The sequence below is a fragment of the Roseivirga ehrenbergii genome (assembly GCF_001593005.1).
Lineage (GTDB): Bacteria > Bacteroidota > Bacteroidia > Cytophagales > Cyclobacteriaceae > Roseivirga > Roseivirga ehrenbergii.
Genome location: NZ_LQZQ01000045.1, coordinates 802,312 through 816,076 on the forward strand (window position 1 = coordinate 802,312; position 13,765 = coordinate 816,076).

Consider the following 13,765-nt stretch of genomic DNA (forward strand, 5'->3'; position numbering starts at 1 on the left):
CTATTTGGTAAGGATTAAAAGTATGCCTCTTATTATGGCCCTTCCGTTAGAAATATTAATGTCGTAGTAATATGTACCGGTTGGCAATAATTGACCCTCAAACTTTCCTCCCCAATCATTTTGATAGGACTTCGCACTAAAAACAACCTTGCCATTTTGCGCAAACACTTTTACTTCATTTTCGGGGTTATCGATAATATCTTCGATAATCCATACATCATTTACTCCATCACCATTTGGTGTAAAGAAATTCTTGATACGAGCGCTTGGTTTATCTTTAGTAAAGTCTCGAATCTCTTCATTCACTACATTATTAACCGCAATCTCAAAAGGTTTTTCAAAGGTCAAACCACCCGCATCAATCACTCTTACACGGATTGAAAGTAGTTCATGAGTCTCAAAATTTATGGCTTGAGAAGTATGTAATTCGTTATTAATAATCTTAAAGAAGCCGTTATTATCATCTCCGTTTCCGCTCACTAATTCATAGGTAAAACTTTCTCCATCATCCTGATCTTCCGCAGCAAACAGACCTACCAATATGTCTGTTTCATCAGTTTCATCAATCAAAGTATTGCTTAGGCTAATATTAGTAGGTTGCTCGTTTAAGTCATTAATGGATATTACAAAGGTCTTTTCAAAGACACCTCCTCTTCCATCATCTGTTTTAATTCTAATATTGTATATAGACTTGATTTCAAAGTCGAAAATCGATGCCGCCCTAAGCATATTAAAAGTGATACTGAATTTATCGTTATCTTCTGAACCTACCCCTGCTACCAAGCTATAGGTCTGAACATCACCAACATCAGCATCGGCTGTGGTAAATTGCCCAATTTCAGCCGCTAGTGAATTGTTTTCGTCAATACTCAACGAAGACAAAGAAATATCCATTGGCAAACTATTGAAGGAAATATCTACAACGGTTTCAGTAGTGTTGGCATTCGTTGCCAAGTCATAAACTGTATTAGCAGGTAGTGTTAATCTTACTTCTTGGTTCGACTGTGCCTTAAAGCTGACATTATAATTGATATTATCAGTAGTACTAAAATCTACCAATTGAGCATTTACCAACTGAAAATCAGTACCAGCAAAGCCCGTCACTTTTTCCGAAAAGGAATATATAATGGTAAAAGGCTCGAAATTATTCAGCTCAATAGGAATACCTGACATGCTTACCTCCGGGTCAGTCAAATCTGCAATAATACTGAATTGTGTTGCTGCTACATTTCCATTTCTAGCTACATCTTGAGCAATATTTTCAGGAACATCCACAGTTACGACCCCATCAGCTGTTGGGCTAATAGAGGTCGTGTAAACTGATGGATTGATTGAGGTAAAGTTACTTGTTGTACCATTTACAACCGAAATATCTCCTATCGTAAAACCTGTAACTGCTTCACTGAAAGTGAAAGTTGTAGTAAATGCGCCATCAATTGGATCAGCCGCAGTACTTGTGATTGCCACGGTTGGACTGGTCAAGTCAGCTGTAGTACTAAACTGAGCGGCAGCAGTATTTCCATTCGTAGCAACATCTTGTGCTACATTTGCAGCTACATCAATCGTTACAGCACCATCGGTAATTGGGGTAAGGATAGCAGAGTAAGCATTATTACTAATTGCCAAAAAATTACTCGCTACCGCATTACCCAAAACAATATCACTTACATCAAAACCCGTGACAGCTTCACTGAAAGTAAATGTCGTTGTAAATACTCCATCAATTGGGTCAGCTGCTGTGCTTGTAATTGCCACGGTTGGACTGGTCAAGTCAGCTGTAATACTAAATTGAGTTGCTGCTGTATTTCCGTTCGTTGCTGCATCTTGGGCTACATTGGCGGCTACATCTACTGTCACTGCACCATCAGTAGTTGGAGTGATAAGGGTTGTATAAACAGAAGCACTTGTTGCATTGAAAGCACTTGCAGTGCCGTTGCCTACATTGATATCCCCTACTGCAAAGCTTGTTACAGCTTCGCTAAAAGTGAAGGTAGCCGTAAATGCACCGTTAATTGGATTGGCTGCTGTGTTTGTGATTGCCACGGTTGGACTGGTCAAGTCAGCAGTAAGGCTAAACTGAGCGGCAGCGGTGTTTCCATTCGTTGCTGCGTCTTGAGCCACATTCGCAGCTACATCCACAGTTACTGCACCGTCCGTAGTTGGAGTTATTAATGCAATATAAACCGTTGCACTGATGGCTGTAAAGTTCGAAGCCGAAGCATTATTTAAAGTAATATCTCCTATCGTAAAACCCGTAACAGCTTCCCTGAAAGTAAATGTCGTTGTAAATGCACCATTGATTGGATTAGCTGCGGGGCTTGTGATTACCACGTTTGGGTTGGTCAAATCAGCATCAATACTAAACTGAGCAGCAGCGGTATTTCCATTCGTTGCTGCGTCTTGAGCCACATTCGCAGCTACATCCACAGTTACTGCACCATCCGTAGTTGGAGTAATTAATGCAGTGTAAACAGAGGGACTTGTTGCATTGAAAGCACTTGCAGTGCCATTGCCTACATTGATATCTCCCAATACAAAACCCGTAATAGCTTCACTAAAAGTAAAGGTTGTTGTAAATGCTCCGTTGATTGGATTGGCTACTGTGCTTGTGATTGCCACGGCTGGACTAGTTAAGTCAGCAGTAATACTAAACTGAGCGGCTGCAGTATTTCCGTTCGTTGCGGCATCTTGTGCTACATTCGCGGCTACATCCGCAGTTACAGCACCATCAGTTGTAGGAGTAATTAATGCAGTATAAATCGTTGCACTAGTGGAAGCGAAGTTACTTGCCGTACCATTTGCAACCGTAATATCTCCTATGGCAAAACCCGTGACAGCTTCACTGAAAGTAAATGTCGTTGTAAATGCTCCATCAATTGGGTCAGCTGCCGTGCTTGTGATTACCACGGTTGGACTGGTCAAATCAGCAGTAAGACTAAACTGAGCGGCAGCGGTGTTTCCATTGGTTGCTGCGTCTTGAGCTATATTGGCGGCTACATCTACTGTCACTGCACCATCAGTTGTAGGAGTAATTAATACAGTATAAACCGTTGCGCTGATGGCTGTAAAGTTCGAAGCCGAAGCATTGTTTAAAGTAACATCTCCTACTACAAAACCAGTTACAGCTTCGCTAAAAGTGAAAGTTGTAGTAAATGCACCGTTGATTGGATTGGCTGCGGTGCTTGTAATTGCCACGGTTGGACTGGTCAAATCAGCAGTAAGACTAAACTGAGCGACAGCGATATTTCCATTGGTTGCTGCGTCTTGAGCTACATTCGCGGATACATCCACAGTTACTGCACCGTCAGTAGTTGGAGTAATTAATGCAGTATAAACCGTTGCACTAGTGGAAGCGAAGTTACTTGCCGTACCATTTGCAACCGTAATATCTCCTACTACAAAACCGGTTACTGCTTCACTAAAAGTGAAAGTAGTCGTAAAAGCTCCGTTGATTGGATTAGCTGCTGTACTTGTGATTGCCACAGTTGGACTGGTCAAATCAGCAATAATACTAAACTGTGTGGCAGCCGCATTGCCATTCGTAGCGGCATCTTGGGCTACATTTGCAGCTACATCAATCGTTACAGCACCATCAGTTGTAGGAGTAATTAATACAGTATAAACCGTTGCACTAGTGGAAGCGAAGTTACTTGCCGTACCATTTGCAACTGTAATATCTCCCAATACAAAACCAGTTACATCTTCGCTAAAAGTGAAAGTTGCAATAAATGCACTGTTGATTGGATTAGCTGCTGTGCTTGTGATTGCCACGGTTGGACTGGTCAAGTCAGCTGTAATACTAAATTGAGTAGCTGCTGTATTTTCGTTGGTTGCTGCGTCTTGAGCTACATTCGCGGATACATCCACAGTTACTGCACCGTCCGTAGTTGGAGTAATTAATGCAGTATAAACCGTTGCACTAGTGGAAGCGAAGTTACTTGCCGTACCATTTGCAACCGTAATATCTCCTATGGCAAAACCAGTTACCGCCTCGCTGAAGGTAAATGTCGTTGTAAATGCTCCATTGATTTGATTGGCTGCTGTGCTTGTAATTGCCACGGTTGGACTAGTTAAGTCAGCAGTAATACCAAACTGAGCAGCAGCGGTGTTTCCATTCGTTGCTGCGTCTTGAGCCACATTCGCGGCTACATCCACCGTTACAGCACCATCCGTAGTTGGAGTAATTAATGCAGTATAAACCGTTGCGCTAGTGGAAACGAAGTTACTTGCCGTACCATTTGCAACCGTAATATCTCCTATGGCAAAACCCGTGACAGCTTCACTGAAAGTAAATGTCGTTGTAAATGCTCCATCAATTGGGTCAGCTGCTGTGCTTGTAATTGCCACAGTTGGACTAGTTAAGTCAGCTGTAAGGCTAAACTGTGTGGCAGCGGTGTTTCCATTCGTTGATGCATCTTGGGCTACATTTGTAGCTACATCCACCGTTACAGCACCATCCGTAGTTGGAGTAATTAATGCAGTGTAAACAGAAGGACTTGTTGCATTGAAAGCACTTGCAGTGCCGTTGCCTACATTGATATCACCAACGGTAAACCCAGTCACATTTTCACTGAAGGTAATCGTTATATCAAAACCATTTGTCGGTGAGGTGGCTAGGCTGCTCAATGAAACTGTTGGAGCCACTGGACTTGAAATTACGGTAGTATTGGCGTCTGTGTCATTTCGTTCACCATCACTCAGTTGAATAGTAAAAGTTGTTTTCTCAGTACTTCCTGAGGCAACCCTATTATCCGTTGGGTTAAATACCAAAGCTCTTAAACTGGCCTGTAAACTGGCAGCATCCGTGCTTGCTAAGGTATATGGCCCCGAACCCGTAAGACCTGTTCCTGACAAGACTCCTTTGGCATTGTCGTCTAAGGCTATGGTGGCTGAAACATTGTCTCCATTAGGGTCGGCTATTGTAATTGCAGAAAATGGACTAATTGTAGCATTATCGTTTACCGCTTGATTAGCAACAGCACCAGTAATTACAGGGACAGCTAGGGAGTATTCGTTGATATCTTTTCCTTCAAAACCTAGTACAAACATTTTGGTACCATCAGAATTGAAAGTAACTGAATTAGGTTGACCATCTTGTGAAGCTACAGAAAAACGTGCTGCATTACCTGCAAAAGCAGCAGTAGACAAATCAAAAGCAGTAGTTAGTGTGTATTGGTTAATATCATCACCAGAGGAACCCATCAATAACAAATTGAAGCCGTTGTTCACAAACACAATGGACTGAGGAAACAATTCTTGCGTTCCTACGAGCAACCTTTTGCTGTAAGTAGCAGAAGAAACATCAAAGGCCTCTGAAAGTATATACTCATTCACTGCATCATTATCGCTGCCAGCCACATACATTTTAGTGCCATCATGATTGAATGTGAGCGATGTTGGATAGGTTTCTTGAGCTGCCACCGAAAAACGTTGTGCGTTTCCGGCAAAAACTGCCGTAGAAATGTCAAAAGCAGTGGAAAGATTATATTCATTAACATCGTCACCAATTGTTCCAATTACAAACATTTTGGAGCCATCATTATTGAAAGCAAAAGAGCGTGGATTAGTTTCTTCTAGAGCCACTGAAAATCGCTCGGCATCCCCAGCATAAACTGATGAGGTAACATCATAAGCAACAGACAGATTGTATTCATTAATATCATCACCACTACTCCCCATTACGTACAACTTTGTGCCATCCAGATTAAAAGCAATGGCTCTGGGCTCACTCTCTTGCGCAGCCACTGAAAATCGGTCTTCATTACCTTCAAAGATTGCTTTGGATATATCAAAAGCACCTGATATAGTATTTACATAATTCGTTTTTGTGAGTGTTCTTGAGCAACCGTCAAGATCACTAACCGTCAGGCTTACATCGAAAGTACCAGATGTAGTATAAGTATGTGTCGGGTTTTGTAAGTTAGAAGTTGAACCATCTCCGAAGTTCCAGCTCCAATTAACAATAGGAGAAGTTGAAGTTGATTGGTTTTGAAAAGTTATTGCGCCTGTGCCACCCAATATTGTGGTGCCAGTCGTACTAAATTTAACCATAGGGCCAATGACCTGAACGTAATTGGTTCTGGTTTTTTCATGAGTACACCCCCCAGAATCTGTAATTTTTAGTTTTACCGTATAGGCTCCAGATTTATCATAAACATGTGAAGGATTTTGACTTGTTGAGGTACTTCCATCGCCAAAATCCCAAGCCCAGCCAACAATGGTATTAGCCCCTGAAATAGACGATGCATCTGTGAAATTTACCGTAAGTGGTCCGCAGCCAAAAAGTGATGTACCTGTAAAGTCAGCTGTTGCTACCGAGATGGAAACTGTTTCAGTATAAGTATCTGTATAGCCAAAAATAGTATCTTGAACGGTCAGTCTAACAGTGAAGTTTCCAGTGGTTGTATAAGTATGACTTGGGTTTTTAACTCTTGATGTGCCCCCATCACCAAAATTCCATGACCAAGTATCGGGATTAACTGATTGATCCGTAAAGGAAACTATCTGTGGATTTGAGCAGCTCTGGGTTGGAGTAGCACTAAATTTCGCATCAAAGGTTTGAGCCTTAACCACTGTTACAAATGAGATCAATAGCAGCGTTAACATTGCGATTCTAGATACACCTGTCCAGCAACTTAATTTAGATACTAAATCACTCTTATAGAGTTGAAAAGAATTTGAAGTCTTAGCTATAGGCAAGCTTTGCGAGGTTAACTGATGTGGTTGAGCTTCCATAATCACTTAGGTAAAGCCAAAGTTAAAACCCAGAGTCGCGGTAAAACATACGTAGCGATACGTATTTTCACTAAAAGATTAGTAAATAATTCACTTTCGTGCTTTCAGAGAAGTAATGAATAAAACAGCTTTTATTTAGGGATTACCAGCGAAATGATTGTTCCGGTACCTTTGGAGACAATGCTCAGTTTACCATTAAGCATGGCTATTCTTTCATTTAAGGTTTTGAGCCCTAAAGAAGTACCTGATTGTTGTTCCTGTTCTACAATAAAACCTCGACCATTGTCTTGAATATTGATTAAAACTTTGTGTTTTAGTCGCTCAATGGTAAGCTTAGCAGAAGCAGCATTAGCATGCTTTACGATATTATTCAGGGCTTCTTGAATAATTCTATAGAGATTCAACTCTTCATCATCTGCAAAAATATCATCAATATTTTCAAGGTCGGTAGAAAAGAATATATCTGAATTCTCATCCAATTGACGAATCATTTCTTCCAATGCAGCGGTAAGCCCTAGCCTACTAAGTACTACGGGATGTAGGTTTCTAGTAATGCTTCGTACTTCTTCCAGAGTATCACTTACATTCTTAACTAAAGCTTGGTTTTGAGTAGCATTTGCCTGGTTTTTGAGTAGTATCAACTGCTGACCAACACTATCGTGCAAATCACGAGAAATTCTAATTCTTTCTTCTTCTTGAACTTTCAAAAGAGAGCGTGAATAATGCTGTTCTAAAGCTTTTTCCTTATTGGCCTGCCTTATGAAATAATAACTGACAGCTATCACAAATAATACACAAATTAGTGCGAACCATATGGTGCGATAAAAGAATTCTTTGGCATAAATATTCATTTCAAAAGCTTCACCAAAAGGCGCCCCTTCAGAATCTACCATTCTAACTTTTAAATGATATTTACCGGCAGCCAAATTATTGAACTGAATTTCTCCAGATTCCTTTATACCAAGCCATTCACCATTATTCAAGCTATATTCCATATCTAGTGTTGGTTGATGAAGCAAGTTTTTTGGTGCTACTTGAATTTTTAAGTACTTGTTCTCAGCCGGTAGGTATACTTCATTAACCTGTGCTAAATCGTTGAATGATACAACGCTTATATTGGTGCTTTCTTTAGTACTAAAGTAAGTAAGCCCGGTAAGCACAACCTTCCCTCCTCTTTCTAGCTTTCGCAGTTTATCTGTTTCAAAGTAGTTTAACCCCCTAACCGATCCTAAAAGGACCCCTCCTTCATTGACCTGATAAGTACTAAAGCGATTAAACTCATTATTACTAAAACCATCATCTTCCATATACCTTATTAGGGATTTGGTTTGTGGGTTGTACTTGATAAGTCCCGAAAATGTAGCAAACCATAAATTTGATTGCGCATCTTGAAAAACTGAAACAATTGGGCTTTTGAGTGGGTCTGTAAAAATCAATTCAGGTTTACTGTTTTCATGTCTTAAGCGAAAAACCCTGCCATCAGTGGTGGTTACCATTAGACCATAGTCTTCTAAAACATCAAGCATCATCAACTTATTCGATTCCACCTGAATATCTACAAAACCCTCTTTTCCTTGTTTAAAGGTAAAAAGGCCACTCTCGGTAGTAGCAAAAAAAGTTTCACCAAACCTAATTAGGTCAACCATGGTGAGCGAATCATTTTTTGACAGTGGCTGATTTCTTTTAGATACCTTATCGAATTCTATTAATGGATATTTAACCGAACCGTAGACCAATCTATCACCATCGTTAACCATCGCCCTTATAGGGAAATGTCGAAAGCGTTCTACCTTATGCGTTTCTGGATCGATAAATAAAATCCCTTCATTGTAATTGGTCCAAATGCCATGTTTATCAATAAACACTCCTCGTATTTCAGAAATAGGAAACGGTTTATTATTAAGATATAATGGAAATGGCTCCTCAGTCTTCTTGTCAATATCAATAAGGAAGAAACCACTATTTTCAGTTGTCACCAAGTAGTTATTCTTCTTCAAATTGACAATACTTCTAATACTATGGTCTCCTAAAAATGTCTCTACATTGTTGTTATTGAACATTACGTAGTAGAGTTTTCCTGAACCAGAAAAAAACAGTTCTTTCCTTAGGTTTTTGCTCACCATTATTTGGGCATCATCAACTGCAAAGTGCGCTGACTCCCCCTCAAATGTAGAGTTAAAAAAGAACCTCTTAATGGTTAATACGCCATCTCTTGACTCAAACCTTGCGGCATTCCCAAAATCATCATTTAGTGTACCTTTTCTTAAAGGTAAACTTGCGTTTAAAGAATTCACTCTATCAGAAGATTCAAAACTACTTCTAGCCCAACTCATTGTCTTGGAGTTGTATTTATACATACTCGTTTCATTGTTCAAAACGAAATGATAATAGCCTTCAAAAAATAAAGGGGTATAAAGCGTAGGTACTTCCTGATTTTTAATACTACGTAAACCAAAATCCTCGTAATTGAACTTCTTTAGAACATCACCCTTAAGGCTATATGCAATAACCCCTGCTCGAGCTTCAGAAGTGAGAAAGTGATCATCGAAGAAAATAACCTGACGAAAATAAGACTCAGTTTCACTTTGTAACTCGAACAGATCGCTATAAGACAGGTCGTCTTCTAAGCGAACTAGATAGGTAACTCCCCCTCTGTTATTAGCCACAAAGGCCTTTTCTCCTTGCACAAAAAAGCCTGTAATCTTATTCTGATCACTATGTTGGCCCAAAAAAAACTCTCTAAACTGAAATGTATTGGGGTTGAAAAGGTAAAGTCTTTGACTCTCCAAAGAACTCATAATAAAGTAGAATTGCCCATCACTTCTCTTATGAAGCGATACATTGATGGGAGAAAAATCTGTGGGGATTGTAGGAATATTCACTGTATGAAAATTCAAACCATCAAACCATTGCAGTTTGGGCACATTATTCATAAAAAGACTGACTCCAAGTTCTGACTCAAGCCCACTTAACCAGAGCCAACCCTCCTGATCATATGCTAATGAATGAATATCACCTACCTCTAGCCCATCTCTTTCATCAAATATTTTGAATGCTGAAGCAGTTCGGTCAAGGCTGTTTTGAGCAAATAGTGTAATGGTGGCTGAAAACAGCCATAAATAGAGGCAGGAGTTCAAGTAATGCTTTACAGATAACACTACTTTAACAAGTGTTTATTTTGCAAAACCCAAGTAGTTAACCCGTTAGGCTTACCTTCTAAGTCCAACTTTTGAATAACATTACTACGATGTTTTTCTACGGTTCTTTCCGAAATAAAAAGCTTATCGGCAATCTCTCGGGTAGATTGGCCTGCGGCTATAAGCTTAAGGATTTTTCGTTCAGAAGGAGTAAGTGCTTCTACCTTTTCTAAAGACGATTGAGCAAACTTTACGTCTTTTAACTGAAAAGCATTACTAAAGTATTGCCCTCCATTTGCTACTTCTCTGATACAAGCTTCTATTTCTTCCAAAGCATCTTCCTTTAACAAGTAACCTGATACGTTCAAGCTTTTTGCTCTAGCAATAAACTCTATTTCTTTATGATATGAAAGAATAATAAACCTAGTTTCATAGCCTTTTCCCATACAATACTTGGCTACAGTAAGCCCATCCATTAGAGGCATTTCTATATCGAGAATAGCAATATCAGGATTGAACTCTGTAATTAGTTTTAAAGCAGCACTTCCGTCACTGGCTGTTCCCAAAACATCGAAGCCTTTAGAGATTAGAGTAGACTCTAGCCCCTGTAATAATAAAGGGTGATCATCAGCTAAAACTAAGGTTATCCTATTCATTTAGAAATTGAGTATTTAGAACGTGAAGATAGCCTTAATGAATAACACCTAACAATACGTAGGGCTACGTATTGTTAGGTAAAGTGGGGTTTTAAAATGCCTATAGCTCAATCATCACTCACTTCTTAATGCCTTTACAGGGTTACTTGTAGCGGTTTTCACCGACTGAAAACCTACGGTAAGCCAAGCAATAACACTAACCAGCACTACAGGTACTACAAACAGTAAGGGATTATTAATATTAATTTGGTAGGCAAAAGTGGCCAACCAGTCTTGCATAATCCAATATCCGACCGGAATGGCTATTAACGCCCCAATTACTACTAGTTTAGTGAAATCCGACACCACAAGCATGGTTAAACTTTTCACCGATGCACCGATTACTTTTCTTACCGCTATTTCTTTTCTTCTTCTTTCTAAAGTAAATGCTGCCAAAGCAAATAACCCCAAACAAGCAATGGCAATGGCCAAGCCTGAAGAAACGGTAAATAGCTTTCCAAATCTTCGTTCTTCTTCGTAAAGTGAGTTGAATGAATCATCGAGGAAAACAAAATCGAAGGGTTCGTCTTGCACCATGGCATTCCATTCTGACTCTACTTGTTTTACAGTTTCACCAAAATTACCCGTTACTTTAAGCGATAAGTAATTGCCTCCGTACCAGTCTGCTTCCATCCTTCCGTCTTCAAACATTCTTCTCAAGATTAAAGGCTCAATAGATCGTTTTAAACTCTCATAGTTAAAATCCTTAACCACACCAACTATGGTATAATCCGCGCCATCTCCCCTAGAAACTTTTTTGCCAATCACATTTTCAAAGCCCAATTCCTTTTTGGCGCTTTCGTTAATTACTGCCACAGCGGAATCTGATGCCAGATCATTTGAATAGAAACGGCCTTCCACCAATTCTAAACCCATGGTTTCCAAAAAGTCATCGGTGGTAAACATATTCATCAAATTGAACGACCTAGGATTGTCTTCAACTGTTGAATAGCCCCAATCAGCTATTCTGCTCGACACATATTGATTTGTAAGTGTAAGTGATTCGATATTTGGTTTTTGAAGTAATTGATTTTTAAAAGCAGAGAGTTTTTCTCTTAAGAGCCCTGTGTTTTTCACGACCATAATTTGTTCTGGTTGAAAACCTAGCTTCTGCTGCCCCATAAACCTTAGCTGAGAAAACACAATCATGGTGCTAATGATTAAGAAAATCGAAATGGCAAACTGAAATGCTACCAATCCCTTTCTCAAAAACACATTACCACCACCTGCTTTGTTTTCTCCTTTTAATGCCCTAAGTGGATTGAAACCAGAAAGATAAAATGCTGGATAACTGCCTGCTAAAAGTCCAACAATGAGTACTAACCCAAACAATAAAAACAGCGTGCTTGGTGCTAATAAATCCGTATAACTAAAATTTCGATTCGCCAATTCATTAAAACCACCAAGAACTAGGCTGGCCAAGCCCATGGACAGGATCATGGCTAAAACACTAATCATCATAGATTCCACCAAAAACTGATAAACCAATTGCGTACGTCTAGAACCCAACACCTTGCGCATACCAACCTCCTTTGATCGTGCTGCAGAACGTGCTGTAGAAAGGTTCATAAAATTAATGCTGGCAATTAACAGAATGAAAACTGCCACAGCAGAAAATATGTACACGTTATTGATGTTTCCTTGCGAACCTAAGGCCATATGAGGATAATACAAGTGAAGGTCTTTCATTGGTTTTAAGGTGAAAGTTCCTTGTCTGCCTCCTTCGGCTAAATACTCTTCATAGCTTGTATGCCCCGTATATTGCACTAAATCTGGACCGACATATTTGGCGACAAAATCTGGATACCTAGCTTCTACTGATTCAGGTGTGGCACCCGCCACCAGTTTAGCATAGGTAAAGAAGTTATTTCCTGTCCAGTTGCCTACCGTAATCCAGCTTTCGTGTGGGAAAGATTCAATAAAATTATAATGAAAATGGGTGTTCTTTGGTGGATCGGCCACCACGCCTGTAACCTTAAGCGAGTTACCGCTTACGGTAATTAACTCACCGTATGCCTCTTTATTAGGAAATAGCTTTACGGCTAACGACTCTGTAAGAACGATTGAATTAGGTTCAGTAAGTGCTTGGTCTGGATTACCTTCCAGAAATTGGACAGTGAAAATTTTATGGAAAGTTGAATCTGCAGTAAAGCCTTCGCTTTCTTTAAATATCTGATTGTTGACCTTAAAAGTTTGATCATATGGGCCTGTCAATCGAACAACCTCTTCTATTTCAGGAAACTCCATTTTGGATTGAGCACCAAGGCGAGCTGGTGTGTACTGACCGCTCTGATTATTGGCAATTCGATAAATACGATCTACATCTTTATGGAAATTATCGTAACTAAGCTCATTAGTAATGTAGAGCATAATGAGCAAACAGGCCGCTAAACCTAATGAAAGCCCTGAAATGTTGATTATGGAGTAGAACTTTTGGCGTACCAAACTTCTGACCGAGATTTTGAAATAGTTTTTGAACATGACAATGTTGTTTAATGAGTTAATATCTTCTAGACCTTTGATATATTTTGGACGGAAGAACCGAAGTACATCCCACCCGAATTTGCGTTTTGCTACCTTTAAACCTTCTGTTTCGACCCTTTTATAAAACAGTTCATAGGCATCTCCCTCTATGATTTCACGTACTCGTGGTTTACAGTAAAGCTGTAAAAACCAGAGTGCCCATTTCGGAGGCTCGTGATCAAATTGAGGCATATTGATTCAGACCAAAATCTATATTTGGTATTTGTTCGTGCAGTCGGTTGCGTTGTTCACGCACAAAATTGAGGGCCTTATTTCCTGCAACAGTAACTGTAAAAAATCGCTTTCTCCTACCTCCTCTTTCATTAGTGGCTCCTCCAACTTCTGACTTCAGAAAGTCCTTACTTTCTAACCGATCTAAAGCTGAATGCACCGCACTAATATTGACTTTCCGACCAGTTTGGTTTTCAATCTCTTCCATTACACTAATGCCATAGGCATTGTCGTTCAGAATGGCTACTATAAGTAGAACCAGTTCCTCAAACTCTCCCAGGTTAATTCTCTGCATCTGTTTTTATTAGTTTCACAATAGTAAATGAAATACATATGTTTCACTATTGCAAATGAAATAAACAATGGATGAATTGAATCGCGAAATTAGCGGAGTGAATTGGGCGTTTGATATCAGTCAACAGTCAATTGACCATTGCCTAAAGT

At 39.7% G+C, this 13,765-nt stretch carries 5 protein-coding genes; all 5 read right to left on the minus strand.

Going from position 1 to position 13,765, the window contains the following annotated elements; genetic code table 11:
• Nucleotides 1–6,735, minus strand: coding sequence for an Ig-like domain-containing protein (locus MB14_RS13760; RefSeq protein WP_062592508.1), 6,735 nt, complete (start codon nt 6,733–6,735; stop codon nt 1–3).
• 131 nt (nt 6,736–6,866) lie between these two features.
• The gene (locus MB14_RS13765) at nt 6,867–9,872 is read right to left on the minus strand and encodes an ATP-binding protein (protein ID WP_221405489.1); all 3,006 of its coding nucleotides are present in this window, start codon (nt 9,870–9,872) and stop codon (nt 6,867–6,869) included.
• A 20-nt stretch (nt 9,873–9,892) separates the two neighbouring features.
• Nucleotides 9,893–10,528: a response regulator gene (locus MB14_RS13770; RefSeq protein WP_062592512.1), complete on the minus strand. Its 636-nt coding sequence runs from the start codon at nt 10,526–10,528 to the stop codon at nt 9,893–9,895.
• A gap of 114 nt (nt 10,529–10,642) precedes the next feature.
• The gene (locus MB14_RS13775) at nt 10,643–13,282 is read right to left on the minus strand and encodes an ABC transporter permease (RefSeq protein WP_062592513.1); all 2,640 of its coding nucleotides are present in this window, start codon (nt 13,280–13,282) and stop codon (nt 10,643–10,645) included.
• Nucleotides 13,269–13,616 carry a helix-turn-helix transcriptional regulator gene (locus MB14_RS13780; protein ID WP_062592515.1) on the minus strand — a complete coding sequence of 116 codons (348 nt, stop codon included), beginning with the start codon at nt 13,614–13,616 and terminating at the stop codon, nt 13,269–13,271. The genes MB14_RS13775 and MB14_RS13780 overlap by 14 nt, the downstream gene beginning before the upstream one ends.
• Between the last annotated feature and the right edge of the window lie 149 nt (nt 13,617–13,765).

Bases quoted from the DNA above. Each gene is read 5' to 3' on its own strand.
- MB14_RS13780 (WP_062592515.1), bottom strand. From the start codon at position 13,616: ATGCAGAGAATTAACCTGGGAGAGTTTGAGGAACTGGTTCTACTTATA.
- MB14_RS13770 (WP_062592512.1), bottom strand. From the start codon at position 10,528: ATGAATAGGATAACCTTAGTTTTAGCTGATGATCACCCTTTATTATTA.
- MB14_RS13775 (WP_062592513.1), bottom strand. From the start codon at position 13,282: ATGCCTCAATTTGATCACGAGCCTCCGAAATGGGCACTCTGGTTTTTA.
- MB14_RS13760 (WP_062592508.1), bottom strand. From the start codon at position 6,735: ATGGAAGCTCAACCACATCAGTTAACCTCGCAAAGCTTGCCTATAGCT.